General features: G+C 73.1%; 14 protein-coding genes. 10 read left to right on the forward strand and 4 right to left on the reverse strand.

The features are described from left to right. Positions 1-42: 42 nt before the first annotated feature. Together ACFYZA_RS00290 and ACFYZA_RS00295 are read left to right on the forward strand one after the other, a co-directional pair. On the forward strand, positions 43-888 hold the full coding sequence (locus ACFYZA_RS00290; RefSeq protein ID WP_388485872.1) for a patatin-like phospholipase family protein: 846 nt from the start codon (positions 43-45) through the stop codon (positions 886-888). A 105-nt stretch (positions 889-993) separates the two neighbouring features. Then, complete coding sequence (locus tag ACFYZA_RS00295) at positions 994-1,854, forward strand: spermidine synthase (RefSeq protein ID WP_382587109.1); 861 nt, start codon at positions 994-996, stop codon at positions 1,852-1,854. Here ACFYZA_RS00295 and ACFYZA_RS00300 read toward each other — a convergent pair. Continuing rightward, positions 1,816-3,114, reverse strand: coding sequence for an MFS transporter (locus ACFYZA_RS00300; protein WP_388485875.1), 1,299 nt, complete (start codon positions 3,112-3,114; stop codon positions 1,816-1,818). The genes ACFYZA_RS00295 and ACFYZA_RS00300 overlap by 39 nt on opposite strands. A 57-nt stretch (positions 3,115-3,171) precedes the next feature. Next, positions 3,172-4,245: a hypothetical protein gene (locus ACFYZA_RS00305; protein ID WP_382587117.1), complete on the reverse strand. Its 1,074-nt coding sequence runs from the start codon at positions 4,243-4,245 to the stop codon at positions 3,172-3,174. A 109-nt stretch (positions 4,246-4,354) separates the two neighbouring features. Between ACFYZA_RS00305 and ACFYZA_RS00310 the strand changes: the two genes are divergently transcribed. From ACFYZA_RS00310 to ACFYZA_RS00320, 3 genes are all read left to right on the forward strand, one after another. Next, positions 4,355-4,792: a DUF4442 domain-containing protein gene (locus ACFYZA_RS00310; protein WP_388487934.1), complete on the forward strand. Its 438-nt coding sequence runs from the start codon at positions 4,355-4,357 to the stop codon at positions 4,790-4,792. Positions 4,793-5,043: 251 nt separating this feature from the next. Further along, complete coding sequence (locus ACFYZA_RS00315; protein WP_388485877.1) at positions 5,044-7,527, forward strand: glycoside hydrolase family 3 C-terminal domain-containing protein; 2,484 nt, start codon at positions 5,044-5,046, stop codon at positions 7,525-7,527. 76 nt (positions 7,528-7,603) lie between these two features. Next, positions 7,604-8,260, forward strand: coding sequence for a DedA family protein (locus ACFYZA_RS00320; RefSeq protein ID WP_388485879.1), 657 nt, complete (start codon positions 7,604-7,606; stop codon positions 8,258-8,260). A 25-nt stretch (positions 8,261-8,285) separates the two neighbouring features. Here the strand turns inward: ACFYZA_RS00320 and ACFYZA_RS00325 are convergent, their stop codons facing one another. Next, a complete protein-coding gene (locus tag ACFYZA_RS00325; RefSeq protein ID WP_388485881.1) occupies positions 8,286-8,774 on the reverse strand; it encodes an SRPBCC family protein in 489 nt (162 codons plus the stop codon). A gap of 111 nt (positions 8,775-8,885) precedes the next feature. On the opposite strand from ACFYZA_RS00325, the gene ACFYZA_RS00330 reads away from it, so the two are divergent. Then, positions 8,886-9,416, forward strand: coding sequence for a gamma carbonic anhydrase family protein (locus tag ACFYZA_RS00330; RefSeq protein WP_382587130.1), 531 nt, complete (start codon positions 8,886-8,888; stop codon positions 9,414-9,416). An 81-nt stretch (positions 9,417-9,497) separates the two neighbouring features. After that, positions 9,498-10,241 carry an acyltransferase gene (locus tag ACFYZA_RS00335; protein ID WP_382587133.1) on the forward strand — a complete coding sequence of 248 codons (744 nt, stop codon included), beginning with the start codon at positions 9,498-9,500 and terminating at the stop codon, positions 10,239-10,241. Here ACFYZA_RS00335 and ACFYZA_RS00340 read toward each other — a convergent pair whose 3' ends face one another. Then, the gene (locus tag ACFYZA_RS00340) at positions 10,242-11,108 is read right to left on the reverse strand and encodes an EamA family transporter (protein ID WP_388485884.1); all 867 of its coding nucleotides are present in this window, start codon (positions 11,106-11,108) and stop codon (positions 10,242-10,244) included. A gap of 128 nt (positions 11,109-11,236) precedes the next feature. On the opposite strand from ACFYZA_RS00340, the gene ACFYZA_RS00345 reads away from it, so the two are divergent. The 3 genes from ACFYZA_RS00345 (at position 11,237) to ACFYZA_RS00355 (ending at position 14,876) form a co-directional block, all read left to right on the forward strand. Further along, positions 11,237-11,809, forward strand: coding sequence for a helix-turn-helix domain-containing protein (locus ACFYZA_RS00345; RefSeq protein WP_382587139.1), 573 nt, complete (start codon positions 11,237-11,239; stop codon positions 11,807-11,809). Positions 11,810-12,237: 428 nt separating this feature from the next. Beyond that, the gene (locus ACFYZA_RS00350; protein WP_388485886.1) at positions 12,238-12,429 is read left to right on the forward strand and encodes a hypothetical protein; all 192 of its coding nucleotides are present in this window, start codon (positions 12,238-12,240) and stop codon (positions 12,427-12,429) included. Positions 12,430-12,449: 20 nt separating this feature from the next. Next, positions 12,450-14,876: an FxsB family cyclophane-forming radical SAM/SPASM peptide maturase gene (locus tag ACFYZA_RS00355; protein ID WP_388485888.1), complete on the forward strand. Its 2,427-nt coding sequence runs from the start codon at positions 12,450-12,452 to the stop codon at positions 14,874-14,876. The last annotated feature ends 118 nt before the right edge of the window (positions 14,877-14,994 follow it).

The following is a 14,994-nucleotide window of genomic DNA, read 5'->3' on the forward strand; positions in this document are numbered from 1 at the left end:
CCCGGGGGAGGCGGGCCGTTGGCGTTCGGGCACACTGCGATCATGACGGACACGGCACTGGTACTCGGATCGGGCGGCCTCACCGGAGTGGGCTGGGAGATCGGCATCCTGCGCGGCCTCGCCGAGGCGGGCGTGGACCTGACCGACGCCCGCCTCGTCGTCGGGAGCTCGGCGGGCGCGGTCGTCGCCGTGAACCTCAGCGCGCGCCGCGCCACCCTCGCCGCGCTGTACGAACGTCAACTCGCCCAGCCCGCAGGCGAGATACCCGGACACCTGGGGCCCGGCAAGCTCTTCCGCTACGCGCGGGCCGCGCTCTCCTCCGCCACCCCCGAGGAGTACGGGGTGAGGATGGGCCGGATGGCGCTCGTCGCCGACACCCCGGGCGAGGCCGACCGGCGGGCGGTGATCGCCGGCCGGCTGCTCACCCACGAGTGGCCCGAGCGCGCCCTGAAGCTCACCGCGGTCGCGGCGGACACCGGCGAGTTCCGGGTCTTCGACCGGGACGGCGGCGTATCGCTCGTCGACGCGGTCGCCGCGAGCTGCGCGGTCCCGCTGGTGTGGCCGCCGGTCACCATCGAGGGGCGCAAGTGGATCGACGGCGGGCTGCACTCCCCGTGCAACGCCCACCTCGCCGCCGGCCGCGAGCGGGTCGTCATCATCGCGCCGAACCCGGCCGGCGGCGGACCGCTCGCCTCCCCCGCCACCCAGGCCGCGGCCCTCGCCGCCGAGGGTGCGCGGGTCGTGCTGATCACTCCGGACGCGGCGGCGAAAAGGGCCTTCGGGCGCAACAGCCTCGACCCCGCGCGCCGGGCCCCGGCCGCCCGGGCGGGCCGCGCGCAGGCCGCCTCGCACGTCCGGGCCGTCAAGGCGCTGTGGACCGACGCCTAGGCCCTGTCCGCGCGGATCCCGCCCGGGACGCGCGGTGCGACCGGGTCCGCCGGACCGGCCCGGGCCCGGCGGCCCGCATCCGGCGGCCGGGCGCACAATGGGAGGGTGAACGACGACCCGAGTGCCGAGCCGATACCCGTCATCCGGGAGGTCGACCGGGGTACCGCGAAACTGCTGCCCGACGTCGACCGCGAGCGCGCCTGGCTCCTCACGGTCGACGGCGCCCCGCAGTCGTACGTGGACCTCGACGATCCCACCTTCATCGAGTTCGAGTACGTGCGGCGCCTCGCCCACGTCGTGGACTGCGCGGCCGCCGAAGGCGTCCCCCTGGACGTGCTGCACCTCGGCGGCGGGGCGCTCACCCTGCCCCGCTATGTCGCGGCGACCCGGCCGGGCTCGCGGCAGGTCGTCGTCGACGCCGACCGCGCGCTCCTCCAACTCGTCCGCGAGCACCTGCCGTTGCCCCCGGACACCGGGATCGAGCCGCACGCCGCGGACGCCAGGGCCTGGGCCGAAGCGGCACCCGCCGCCTCGGCGGACCTGCTGGTCGCGGACGTCTTCGGCGGCTCCCGCGTGCCGGCCCACCTGACCTCGGTCGAGTACGCGCGCATCGCCCAGCGGGTCCTCAGGCCCGGCGGGATCTACGCGGCCAACCTCGCGGACGGCGCTCCGTTCGTCTTCCTGCGCTCCCAACTCGCCACGTTCCGGGCGGTGTTCGCGGAGGTCGCCCTGATCGCCGAGCCGTCCGTGCTGCGCGGGCGGCGGTTCGGCAACGCCGTGCTGCTCGCCTCGGCGCGGCCGCTGGACGTGGCGGCGCTCGCCCGGCGCACGGCGGGGGACGCCTTCCCGGCCCGGGTCGAGCACGGCGACTCGCTGCGCCGCTTCATCGGGAACGCCGGTGTGGTCGACGACGCGGCGGCACAGCCCTCACCCGAGCCGCCCGACGGCGCCTTCAGCATCGGCTGACACCTCGCACCCGGCCACGGCGGCCGGCTCGGCGCGCCGGGTCAGACGGCGTACGTCGGGCACGCACAGCACGGCGGCGGTCAGCAGGACGACGAGTGCCGAGCAGCCCCACAGCGCGCTGGTGCGGCCGACCGCGCTCTGCGCCGGCCCGGCGAGGGCGGTGGCGAGCGGCACCATCGCGATCGAGCCGAGCCAGTCGTAGGCGGACACCCGGGACAGCTTGTCCTCCGGGATCTCCTGGTTGAGGGCGGTCATCCACGAGACGCCGAAGACCTCGATGGAGACGCCGGTCAGGAGCATGACCGCGGCGAGCGCGGTGACCGGCAGCGGCACCGCCAGCGCCGCCGAGGGCAGGGCGAGCGGGAACACGCACAGGCTGCCCGCGAGCAGCAGCCGGCGCGGCTTCCAGCGCATCATCAGGAACGCCCCGCCGACCGTGCCGGCGCCGAACGCGGCGAGCGCGAGTCCCCAGGGTCCGGGACCGCCCAGTTCGTCGCGGGCCACCAGCGGCCCGTACACCGCCTCGGCCGCCGCGACCACGGCGTTGACCACCGCGAACTGCACCACGATCGACCACAGCCACGGCCGTGAGACGAACTCCCGCCAGCCCTCGCGGAGGTCGGAGACCATGCCGCCGCCCGCCTCGCGCGGCGGGATGTGGCTCACGTCGAGGAAGGCCCGCAGCGCGCCCGCGACCGCGAACGCGGCCGCGTCGATCGCGAGCACCCAGCCCGCGCCGAACGCGGCGATCAGGGCGCCGCCGAGCGCGGCCCCGCCGATGCCCGCGCCGTGCATCGCCATCCGGTAGAACGCGAACGCGCGCCCGGCGTCCGTGCCGTTCACGCTGGACATCAGCATGCCTTCGGACGCGGGGCCGAAGAACGCCTGGCCCACACCGCCGAGCGCGGTGAGCGCCATCATCTGCCAGAGCCGGGGGTCGCCGGTGAGCACGAGGAGCGCGAAGGCGCCCTGGGAAAGGAAGTTGAGGGTGTTGGCGGCGACCATCACCCGGTGCCGCGGCAACCGGTCGGCCAGTGCGCCGCCGATCAGCAGGAAGAGCACCAGCGGCAGCGTGCGGGCCGCCGCGACCAGGCCCACGTCGCCCGCGCCGCCGCCGGACTGCAGCACCGCGAACGCCGCCGCGATCAGTGCGCCCTGGCTGCCCAGGTTCGTCACCACCGAGGCGGCGGTCAGCAGGCTGTAGTTGCGGCCGGCCCACGACGGGCGCCGGGCGGGCGAGGGGAGGGCGGCGGAGGTCACCCAAGGACTATCGCCGCCACCGGCCCCGCCCGCCAAACGGTTTGCCGCCGGCCCGTGTCAGGAGGTGGTGACCGGCACCAGACGGATGGTGCTGAGGATCTTCTGGATGGTGTCCTCGTCGACCGCGCCGGGCACGCCCGTGTTGGCGATGAGGCTCCAGGCGGCCAGGTCGCCCTTGGGCGTCTTGAAGCCGAACAGCACGGACTGGCCCTCGGTGGAGCACTTGTCCGTCTTCTTCACGCCGGTGGTCTTGGCGCGGACCACGCTGCCCTGGAGGCCGGACTTGGTGGTGTACGGGACCGGCTTCTCGGAGGTGATGTGGTTCTTGTCCGGCTGGGTGTAGGCGTAGTACAGCCAGTCGTCGGCCTGCTCGGCCGCGTCGCCGGTCGACTTGGCACCGTTGGCGCCCTTGGTGCCGACGCTGGCGAGAGCGGTGTTCTCGTCGCGGCTGCCGGGCTTCTGGACGGTGCACCACTTGGACTTGAAGTAGGCGGGAGCGGACATCATCATGCCGCCGAACCCGTTGGGGTCCGCCTTGTCCGACCAGCCCACGCTCATGGTGGGGCTGTCGACCTCCCACTCCGGCGGTACGTCGAAGGCGTCGCCCCTGGCGGGGTTCACCACGACCTTCCAGCCCGCGATGACCGGCTTGACGTCGGTGCCGGCGCCGCGCGGGTTGGGCGCGGGGGAGGAGGGCGCGGCCGAGGAACCCGACGGCGACGGCGACTTCGTGCCCTTGCCGTCGGCCTGGGTGCTGGACTTGCCGTCGTCCTTGAGGACCACGAAGCCGGTCACGGCGGCGGCCACGACCACGGCCGTGGCGGCCACGATGGCGATGACCGTGGTCTTCTTCTTGTCATTGTTCTGCGGCGGCTGCGGCGGCCCGGGAGGGCCGCCCACCGGATACTGCGGCACCGTCGGCTGCTGGTACGGGTTGGGCGTCTGGTAACCCTGCTGCGGGTATCCGGGCTGCGCGGGCTGCTGCTGCGGATAGCCGTACCCGGGCTGCGCCGGCTGCTGCCCCGGCTGCTGATAGGGGTTCGGCTGCTGGTACCCCGGCTGCTGGTACGGGTTCTGATTCGGATCCTGCGGGTTCTGCTCGCCCCCGGGCGGCTGCTGTCCTGGCCACATGGCCAGTAACCATAGAGGTGCGCCCCGGCTCCGGCTACGGCCGCCCCCGCCGGGGATGGCCAACGGTGGCTACCCATGGGTAACATCGGGTCCCATGAGCGCTGATCAGATGTCCGTGGGCGAGATGCTCACCGCGACCGTTCCCATGGCCCGCACCCTGAACCTGGAGTTCCTGGAGACCACCCCCGAGCGAGCCGTCGTGCGGCTGCCGGACCAGGCCGACTACCACAACCACGTGGGCGGACCGCACGCCGGAGCGATGTTCACGCTCGCCGAGTCCGCCAGCGGGGCCATCGTCATCGCCGCCTTCGGCGACCAGATGCACCGCGCCGTGCCGCTCGCCGTCAAGGCGGAAATCGGCTACAAGAAGCTCGCCAAGGGCGTCGTCACCGCGACCGCCACGCTGGGCCGCCCGATCGCCGACGTGGTGGCCGAGCTGGACGCCGGGCAGCGCCCCGAGTTCCCGGTCCACATCGAGATCCAGCGCGCGGACGAGGCCGTGACCGGCGAGATGACCGTCGTCTGGACCCTGCGCCCCAACTCCTGACCCCCTCCGCGCGGACCGCGCGACCCGAAGGCGTCCCGGCTCCGGCCGGGGCGCCTTCGTCGTGTCCCAAGCCCGCCGTCCCCGCATTGACTCTTCCGCCGGACGGTCCTACGTTTCCCGGCGCCTCGTGGCGCCTGACGGGTTGTCAACTCGGTCGTGACGCATAGTGCGTTCACACCTCGAACGTCGGCCCGCCGCCCGCTGTGCCGCGGTCCACCACGTCGTGCCCGCACACAAAGGAGTGACGGTCCATGTCCGACACCGTTTCCCGAAGGTCAGCACTGCGTCTGCTCGGCGGCGCCGCCATGGTCGCGGCCGCCGTGACCGGCCCCCTCGCCGTCTCCGCCCACGCGCTCGCCCCGGCCCCGGCCTCCCGCAAGGTGGAGTCCCTGCTCGCCCGGCTGACCCTGGACGAGAAGATCAGCCTGCTGCACGGCGCCGCCGATCCCAACAGCCGTGGCCAGGCCGGTTACGTCCCCGGCGTGCCCCGCCTCGGCATCTGCCCGCTCAGACTCGCCGACGGCCCCGCCGGTGTCCGCGTCACCGCGCACGCGACCGCCCTGCCCGCGCCGGTCATGCTCGCCTCCGCCTTCGACCCGGCGCTCGCCCGCGAGTACGGCGAGGTCATCGGCCGTGAGGGCCGCGCGCTGGGCCAGGACGTCCTCCTGTCGCCCATGGTCAACCTCATCAGAACCCCGTACGCCGGACGCAACTTCGAGACCCTCTCTGAGGACCCCCTGCTCAGCGCCGACCTCGTCGCCGAGGAGGTCCGCGGGATCCAGGGCCAGGGGCTCATCGCCACCGTCAAGCACTTCGCCCTGAACAACCAGGAGAAGGACCGCCTGACCATCGACGTGCGGATCGCCGAACAGCCGCTGCGCGAGCTCGAACTGCGCGGCTTCGAGGCGGCCGCGGCCGCCGGAGCGGGCGCCGTGATGGGCGCGTACAACAAGGTCAACGGGGCTTTCGCCTGTGAGAACAAGCCAATTCTCACCGACGTCCTGCGGGGCGACTGGGGCTTCGAGGGCTGGGTGATGACCGACTGGGGCGCCGCCCACAGCACGGTCGCGGCCCTCAGCGCCGGGCTCGACATGGAGATGCCCAGCGGCGACTACTTCGGTGACGCCCTCAAGGCCGCCGTGCGCGACGGCCGCGTTCCGCAGGCGCTGGTCGACCGGTCGGTGCGCCGCGTCCTGTCCGTCATGGAACGCTTCTCGCTGCTCGACGGGAGCGCTCCCGCCCGTCCGGACCGCGACGCCGGGCGCGGCGCGCGCACCGCGCTCAAGGTCGCGCGGGCCGGCGCCACCCTGCTCCACAACCGGCACAGCACCCTGCCCCTGACCGGGCCGGCCACCCGCTCCATCGCGGTCGTCGGGCCCACCGGAAGCATCCCGTTCGTCAGCGGCGGCGGCAGCGCGCACGTCGTGCCGGACCATGCCGAGAGCCCGCTCGACGCGCTGCGCTCCCGGGCCGGCGACGGCGCCCGCGTCACGTACGCGCTCGGCGAGGACCTCTTCGGCAAGCCGCTGCCCGGCACGTCGCCCGGCGCCGACTTCGAGGGCCAGCACGTCGAACCCGGCGCCACCTGGACGTACGACGGCACGCTCACCGTGGCCGACGACGACGAGTGGACCTTCGTCATCCACTACTCGGGGGACCGGCCCAAGGTGCTGCTCGACGGCACCGACCTCTTCCCGCCCGCCCCCGGCCTCGGCGAATTCTTCTCGGGCGGCCTTGTCGGCACCGCGCCCGACGGGCTCGCGGTCCGCCGCAGCAAACCGCTGCGCCTGACCGCCGGGGCCCACCGGCTCGCCATCACCGCCAAGGGCCGCGACCAGGGCCAGCTGTTCCGGCTGCGCCGCACCACCGGAGCCACCCGCGCCGCCGATGTCGCCGAGGCGGTACGCGTCGCCCGCGCGGCCGCGGGCGTGGTCGTGTTCGCGTACGAGGACGCCACCGAGGGCGCCGACCGCACCGGCCTCGCCCTGCCGGGCCACCAGAACGAGCTGATCGAGGCGGTCGCCGCCGCCAACCCCCGCACCGCGGTGGTGCTCAACACCTCGTCCTGCACCACCATGCCGTGGCTCGACGGCGTCGGCGCCGTACTGCAGATGTACTACCCGGGCCAGGAGGGCGCCGAGGCCACCGCGGCCGTCCTGTTCGGGGACTGCGACCCCGGCGGCCGGCTCACCCAGACCTTCCCGGTCTCCGAGGACCGCCACCCCATGGCCGGGAACCCGCGCCGCTACCCCGGTGTGGACGGCACCGAGGAGTACTCCGAGGGCATCCACCTCGGCTACCGCTGGTACGAGGCCGAGGGCGTGGCCCCGCTGTTCCCCTTCGGGCACGGCCTCTCCTACACCACCTTCGCGTACACGGACCTGAGCGTGCGGCCCGACGGAGACGGGCTCGCGGTCCGCTTCACCGTGCGCAACACCGGCGCCCGCACCGGCATCACCGTCGCCCAGGTCTACCTCGGCCCCTCGCCCGACCTCCGTCTCGACCAGGCCCGCCGCGCCCTGGCCGGCTACCGCAGGCTGCGCCTGGAGCCGGGCCGCGCCCAGGAGGTGACCGTCAGGATCTCCCGGCGCTCGCTCTCCTCGTGGGACAGCGGCCGGCACGCCTGGGTGCTCGGCACCGGAACGCGCGAGGTGAGCGTGGGTGTCTCGGCGGGCGAGCCGCGCCTGACGGGCCATGGCCGGGTCGGATCGGCGCCGGCCGGCGGCCGAGGCTGAGCGGGTAGGCTTCCCGGCGTGCGCCAGGGGGGCGCATGCCGGGCTCCGGCCCGGGGCGAGCGGGAGGAATGCGGCGTTGCACATCCAGGAGTGGCTGGAGAACATCCCCGCCGTCAGTGTCTATCTTCTGGTGGCGCTGGTCATCGGGGTCGAAAGCCTCGGGATCCCGCTGCCCGGTGAGATCGTCCTGGTCAGTTCGGCACTGCTCGCCTCGCAACAGGGTCACATCAACCCGCTCGTGCTCGGCGCCTGCGCCACGGCCGGCGCGGTCATCGGCGACTCCATCGGTTACGCGATCGGCCGCAAGGGCGGCAGGCCGCTGCTCGCCTGGCTCGGCCGCAAATTCCCCAAGCACTTCAGCGAGGGCCATGTCGCCATGGCGGAGCGGTCCTTCCAGAAGTGGGGCATGTGGGCCGTCTTCTTCGGCCGCTTCATCGCACTGCTGCGCATCTTCGCGGGCCCGCTCGCGGGCGTCCTGCACATGCCGTACTGGAAGTTCCTCATCGCCAACGTCCTCGGCGGCATCTGCTGGGCGGGCGGTACGACGGCCGTCATCTACTACCTCGGCATCGTCGCCGAGTCCTGGCTGAAGAACTTCTCCTACCTCGGCCTGGTGGCCGCGCTCCTCATCGGCGTCGCCTCGATGCTGGTCGTCAAGAACCGGGCGAAGAAGTCCATGGCGGAGGCCGAGGCGGCGAACTCGACGCCGGAGAACGTGCCCGCCGCCGACTGATCGCCCCCGTGGGCGGGGCGGCCGGTCAGCGTGCCCGGTCCTTCAGGAGCACCTTCACGGCGTGCCCGAACAGGAGCCGCCCCGCGTAGGCGGTCAACGGGTCGAGGGCGCGCGGCAGTCCGCGTACGCGCAGGTCCTCGCGCCAGATCAGATACGCGCCCGGCGCGGGCGCACCCCGCCCGGGCTCACCTTCCCCGGACGCCGTTTCCCCTACTTCGCCCACTTCGATCTCGGCCCAGCCCGTGATGGTCCGGGCGCGCTTCTCCAGGCGGCACACGCCCGGACTGCCCGGGACCGGCGGCTCCCAGCGGGTGATCTCCATCCGGTCGTCGAAGCCCAGCCGGCCCAGACCGGTGCGGGCCACGAAGACCGTGCCCGGCCCGCTCGGCGGCGGGGTCTCCACGGTGATCCGGGTCAACGGCACGCCCTCGGCGTGCCGTTGCCAGTCGGTGAGCCGCCGCCAGGCCTCGGCGGGGGCGAGCGGGGTGCGTCGGACGATCCGGAACAGTGCCATCGCGTGATCGTAAGCGGGCCCCCGGCCGCGCGGGCCCAGGCGCGGTCGCTTAGCGTGACTCCCGGCGCGATGGAATCCGTACCGCGATGGAATCCGTACAAGGAGTGGCGCATGGCAGAGCAGGCGTTGGTCGTGGCAGTGGGTGGCAAGACGCCCGAGATCGCCCCGACCGCATTCACCGCACCCACCTCGGTGGTGCTCGGCGAGGTGACCCTGGGCGCGGGGGCGAGCGTCTGGTACCACGCGGTCCTGCGGGCCGACTGCGGGCCGATCGTGATCGGCGCCGAGAGCAACATCCAGGACAACTGCACCGTGCACGTGGACCCGGGCTTCCCGGTCTCGCTCGGCGAGCGGGTCACGGTCGGGCACAACGCGGTGCTGCACGGCTGCACCGTCGAGGACGACGTCCTGGTCGGCATGGGCGCCACCGTCCTCAACGGCGCCCATGTCGGGGCGGGTTCGCTGATCGCGGCGCACGCCCTGGTGCCGCAGGGCATGGTCGTGCCGCCCGGCTCGCTGGTCGCGGGCGTACCGGCCAAGGTGCGGCGCGAGCTGACCGAGGAGGAGCGCGAGGGCATCAAGGTGAACGCGCTGATGTACCTGGGCCTGGCCGAGGACCACCGCAAGGCGCACGGCGCCTGAGCCCCGGCGGGTCCCGGGCTGAGCGGAAGATCACAGGCGTCGGCCCTGATCGGCCGGGTCGGCGGTGAGTACCGTGAGCGGGTGCCCAAGAACAGAAACACGTTCTCGTCGCTGACCGCCTGGCGGCGCCGCATCGCCTCCCGCGCGGTGCACGGCGGCTGGGCCCTGCTCAAGGAGGCGGGCGCGGTCACCGCCGAGCACCCGGGGAGGCTGCGCTTCCGCAGGATCGGCTCCGGGACCCGCCTCGCCTTCCCGCAGGGCACGGTCTTCGGCGAGCCCTGGATCGAGCTGGGCGACCACTGCATCATCGGCGAACAGGTCACTCTCACCGCCGGGATGATGCCCGGCCTCGACCTCGGCGCCGAGCCGATCCTGACCCTGGGCAACGGTGTCGTACTCGGGCGGGGCAGCCACGTCATCGCCGACACGACGGTCAGCATCGGCTCGGACACGTACTGCGGCCCGTACGTCTACATCACCTCGACCAATCACAGCTACGACGATCCGCGCCAGCCCGTGGGCAAGCAGTGGCCGCGCATGGAGCCGGTGGAGATCGGGCCGGGCTGCTGGCTCGGCACCGGAGCCGTGGTGCTGCCCGGCGCCCGGCTCGGCCGCAACGTGGTCGTGGCGGCGGGCGCGGTGGTGCGCGGCGAGGTGCCCGACCACGCGGTGGTGGCCGGGGCGCCCGCGCGGATCGTACGGACCTGGGACGAGGAGAACGGCTGGCAGCCGCCGCTGCGCACGCCGGCGCCGGTGCCCATCCCGGAGGGCGTCACCCCCGAACAGCTCCTCGCCATCGCGGAGTTGGCGCCCGAAGAGGCCTGATCAGCCGCTCGCGAGCAGCACGGTGCCGACCAGCGCGAGCCCGGCGCCCGCCGCCTGCACCGCGCGCAGCCGCTCCTTGAGGACCCCGCGCGCGGCAAGCGCGGTGACCACCGGGTAGAGCGAGGCGAGCACCGCCGCGATGGTGACCGGGCCGTGCTGGGCGGCGATCGAGTACGTCCCGTTGGCGGCCACGTCGGCGAGGCCGACGAAGGCGAGCGCGGGCAGCGCGAGCCACACCGCGCGGGACCCGCCCTCCTCGGGCAGCGCCCGGGCGCCGCGCCGTACCGAGACGAACAGGGCGGTGCCGCCGACCGCCACGTTGGTGACGCGCTGCACGAAGAGGGCGAGGAAGAGGCCGGTCACGGTGGTGGACGCCTCGGAGATCAGGGCCATCACCGTGCCGAAGCCGAAGGCGGCGAGCAGGGTGAGCAGCACGGCCTGGCGGCGCACCGCGGTGCCGCGGAACTCCGGGCCGCCCGCGAGCAGAATGCCGATCACCGCCACCGCGATCCCGGCGAACCGCAGGAGGCCCGGACGTTCGCCGAGGACGATCCCGACCCCGACCGGCACCGCCACGCCGAGCGAGCCGAGCGGCGAGACGACGCCCATGGGGCCGAGCGCGAGGGCCTTGTAGAAGCTGAGCATGGCGACCGGGCCGACGGCGCCCGCCGCCACCGCGAACCAGAGCTGCGGGCCCGCCTCGTGCCATCCGCCGGTGGCGGCGACGACCGCGCCGAGGACCACCACGGCCAGCGTCTGCGAGGCGACCACGACGGTCAGCGCGGGCATCCGCCGGGTGAGCAGCCCGCCGCCGAAGTCGGCCAGGCCCCACAGGAGGCTGGTGGCCAGGGCGAACAGTGCTGTCATGGGGGCCTCGCAGTACAGTGCGGTGGCACAGGAGATCAATGGCTTGCACCGCACCATAGTGCGCTGTATTGAACTCTGTCATCAAAAATATTGGACGGCCTCGCTGGGGCCCACCTCATGGACGGAACGTGTCGGACCTCGAACTGCTGACCCAGTCACTGGGCCGCAACGTCAAGCGCTGGCGCACCGAGCGCGGCTTCACCCTCGACGCGCTCGCGACCAGGGCCGGAGTCAGCCGCGGCATGCTCATCCAGATCGAGCAGGCCCGGACGAATCCCAGCGTGGGCACCGTGGTGAAGATCGGTGACGCGCTCGGCGTGAGCATCACCACGCTGCTCGACTACGAGAGCGGCCCCAAGGTGCGCATCGTCCCGCCCGACCAGGCCGTCCGGCTCTGGTCCACCGAGCGGGGGAGCTACAACACGCTGCTCGCCGGGACCGAGGCGCCGGGCCCGCTCGAAATGTGGCACTGGCACCTGATGCCGGGCGACGGCAGCAACTCGGACCCGCATCCGGCGGGCACCGTCGAGCTGCTCCACGTCACCGAGGGCACGCTCACCCTCGCCGTCGACGGCGTCGACTACGCGGTCCCCGCCGGACATTCGGCCTCCTTCGAGGCCAACGCCGCGCACACGTACCGCAATGCGGGCTCGGAGCCGGTCAGCATGACGATGGCCATCTCGGTCCCGTTCGAACGCTGAGAGCCTCAACGGCCTTTCCCCGAGGGCCTGTTAGCGTTGATGGTGGACCCTGACCGGTTCAACATCACCTTCTGGACGATTTTGGCCCTGTATCTGGTAATGGGGGCCGCGTCGGGTGGAGGCTGGCTATCGTCACTCTCGCGACTCCGGGGGGCGACGAAAAGCGGAGTTCACCTTGGACGAAACCACTCGTGCGAGTGGATTCCGCGCCAACGCCGAACCTGGGCACGGGCCAAGGCAGTTGTGGTGTCCCGGGGAGGCGGCAGTGGCCGGACCAGTCGCTCGTGGCGCTTGAGCGCACATGGGCACGGCGTGCGGCCGAATTGCGCGACGTACCAGAACCCATGCACGTTCTCCGAGCCGTGTCTCCGCAGTGATCCAGAAAGACCCCGCTGCGAGAACGGCGCGACGACCCGAAAGGCGCTCACGTGGACGCTCTCGTCTCGGCGGCCGAACGGCCCGGCCCCGCCCCCCACAGGCCGGCCCCTCAGTGGCTCACCCTGGTGCAGCGGGCGGCGGCGCAGGGCGCCGGCCGGGCTCCGGTGAATCTGGCCCGGGTGATGGCGGCGTACGGGAACCCCACGGTCCCCGCCGCGTCCGCCTTCCAGTCGGCGCTCTGACGGGCGGAACGACTCAACCCATGGACCGGCCGATTCCGCCTGCCCTGTCGCAGTTCGTGCTGAAGGTGCACAGCCGATGCGACCTGGCGTGCGATCACTGTTACGTCTACGAGCACGCGGACACCAGTTGGCGGGGCAAGCCCCGCGCCGTCTCGGAGGAGATCCTCGCCCAGGTGGCGAACCGTATCGCCGAGCACGCCCGACACCATCGACTCCCCACCGTTCACGTCGTTCTGCACGGCGGCGAGCCCCTGCTCGCCGGCCCCGAGCGGCTGCGCCGCGCCGCCGAGGAACTCCAGCGGGCCCTGCGCGGAGTGAGTGCCCTGGACCTGCGCATGCACACCAACGGCGTGCTGCTCGACGAGACGTTCTGCGAACTCTTCCTGGAACTCGGCATCAAGGTCGGCGTCTCCCTCGACGGCGACAAGGCCGCCAACGACCGCCACCGCCGCTACGCGGACGGCCGCAGCAGCCACGCCAAGGTCGTCCGGGCCGTCGAACTCCTCAACCGCCCGCGCTACCGGCGCCTGTTCGCCGGACTGCTGTGCACCATCGACGTAGAGAACGACCCGGTCGCCGTCTACGACGCCCTCGTCGCACTCTCGCCCCCGCGCATCGACTTCCTTCTGCCGCACGCCACTTGGGACACCCCGCCGCCCCGGCCCGGCGGCGCGGCCACCCCCTACGCCGACTGGCTGGACGCGGTCTACCGACGCTGGGACGCGGCCGGGCGCCCCGTGCCGGTCCGCATCTTCGACTCCGTGCTGCGCACCCTGCGCGGCGAGAGCAGCCTCACCGAGTCGCTCGGCCTCGCGCCCGCCGACCTCGTCGTGATCGAGACCGACGGCACCTTCGAGCAGGCCGACAGCCTCAAGACGTCGTACGACGGGGCCCCGGCCACCGGCATGGACGTCTTTACGCACTCGCTCGACGACGTCCTCCAGCACCCCGGCATGCTCGCCCGCCAGCAAGGCGTCGAGCAGCTCTGCGAGCAGTGCCGCGACTGCCCGGTCGTCCAGTCCTGCGGCGGCGGCCTCTATGCCCACCGCTACCGCACCGGCGACGGGTTCGACAATCCCTCCGTGTTCTGCCCCGACCTGCTCGCCCTGGTCACCACCATCCGGGACCGGGAGGCGGCCGTGCCCGCACCGACGCCGACACCGGCCGAACTCCCGCTGGACCAGGGCGACTTCGACGCGCTGGCCGCCGGGTTCGGCGGCGCGGACACCGTGACGCGGCTGGCGGCCGCCCAGCTCGACATCAACCAGGAGCTGCTCGCCGCCGTCAGCGAGCAGCGCATCGCCCCGTCCGACCGCGAAGCCGCCGCCGCCTGGGAGCTGTTGACCCAGCTCGACGCCGAGGTGCCCGACGAACTCGCCGGCGTCCTCGCCCACCCCTACACCCGGCCCTGGGCGCTCGGCGTGCTCGAAGGCCGCGTGGCACCCGCCGCGGGCCTCGCCGAGATCGCGGCCACCGCCGCTCTGCGCGCCCGGCTCGGCCGGAGCGTCACGGTGCCGCTGCGCGCCGGCACGCTGAGGCTGCCCGGGTTCGGCAGCGTACGGCTCGGCACCTCCGCTCACCACGCCGAAGTGAGCGCGGGGGCCGAGGGGTTCACCGTGCGGGCCGGTGCGCGCCGGCTCGACATCGGATGGCACGAGGGCGTGGACGGCCTGACTCCGCACTGGCACCCCGTACGCCTCTTCGCGGGCGAGGGCTGGAGCGTGGCCATCGAGGACACCGACCCGCTGCGCGACTGCCACGAGTGGCCCGTCGCCGAGCGGCTCGCGGCCGACGAGGCGAAGCTGTGGTCCGAGGACCTGACCGGCGCCTGGTCGCTGATCCGGCGTGAACTGCCCGCCTACGCCGACGGAGTGGCCGCCGGGCTGCGCCTGATCACGCCGCTGCACGCGCCGGACGGCAGCGATGTCAGCGCCGCCTGCAAGGACGCCTGGGGCGCGATCGGGGTGGCCCGGCCCGCCTCGCCCGAACAGCTCGCCCTGCTGATCGTCCACGAGTTCCAGCATGTGAAGCTCGCCGCCGTCCTCGACGCGGTCGACCTGTACGACAAGGCCGACCGCGACCGCTACTACGCCCCCTGGCGCGAGGATCCCCGGCCGATCGGCGGCTTGCTCCAGGGAACGTACGCCCACATCGCGGTGACCGACTTCTGGCGGGTGCGCCGCGAGACGGCCGGGCTCGCGGCCGAACGCGGCGCCGCCGAGGCCGAGTTCGCCCGCTGGCGGCAGCAGACGGCGGAGGCCGTCGAGGTGCTGCTCGGCTCGGGATCCCTCACCGACCTGGGGCAACGTTTCGTCGGACGCATGGGCGAGACCGTGTCGGGCTGGCGCGACGAAGCCGTCTCGGCGGGCGCGCTCACCGCCGCGGAGGACTCCGCACGGCGTCATCGCACGGCCTGGAAGGCCCGTGCCGAAGGCGGCGCCGAGTGAATTCACCTGCGAATTGAGCGAATTCTCCCCCCATTTGATTGATCCACTCGCCGCGCTCCGCATGATTCCGGTCATGATCTGATCGAAACCCGGCGAGTGGATCGGCCAATGGGTTTGT

The organism is Streptomyces sp. NPDC001828 (genome assembly GCF_042892175.1).
Taxonomy (GTDB): Bacteria; Actinomycetota; Actinomycetes; order Streptomycetales; family Streptomycetaceae; genus Streptomyces.

What these genes read in the sequence shown, in the direction of transcription:
- ACFYZA_RS00290 (WP_388485872.1), top strand. Translation starts at nt 43, where the DNA reads ATGACGGACACGGCACTGGTACTCGGATCGGGCGGCCTCACCGGAGTG.
- ACFYZA_RS00305 (WP_382587117.1), bottom strand. Translation starts at nt 4,245, where the DNA reads ATGTGGCCAGGACAGCAGCCGCCCGGGGGCGAGCAGAACCCGCAGGAT.
- ACFYZA_RS00310 (WP_388487934.1), top strand. Translation starts at nt 4,355, where the DNA reads ATGTCCGTGGGCGAGATGCTCACCGCGACCGTTCCCATGGCCCGCACC.
- ACFYZA_RS00315 (WP_388485877.1), top strand. Translation starts at nt 5,044, where the DNA reads ATGTCCGACACCGTTTCCCGAAGGTCAGCACTGCGTCTGCTCGGCGGC.
- ACFYZA_RS00325 (WP_388485881.1), bottom strand. Translation starts at nt 8,774, where the DNA reads ATGGCACTGTTCCGGATCGTCCGACGCACCCCGCTCGCCCCCGCCGAG.
- ACFYZA_RS00330 (WP_382587130.1), top strand. Translation starts at nt 8,886, where the DNA reads ATGGCAGAGCAGGCGTTGGTCGTGGCAGTGGGTGGCAAGACGCCCGAG.
- ACFYZA_RS00340 (WP_388485884.1), bottom strand. Translation starts at nt 11,108, where the DNA reads ATGACAGCACTGTTCGCCCTGGCCACCAGCCTCCTGTGGGGCCTGGCC.
- ACFYZA_RS00355 (WP_388485888.1), top strand. Translation starts at nt 12,450, where the DNA reads ATGGACCGGCCGATTCCGCCTGCCCTGTCGCAGTTCGTGCTGAAGGTG.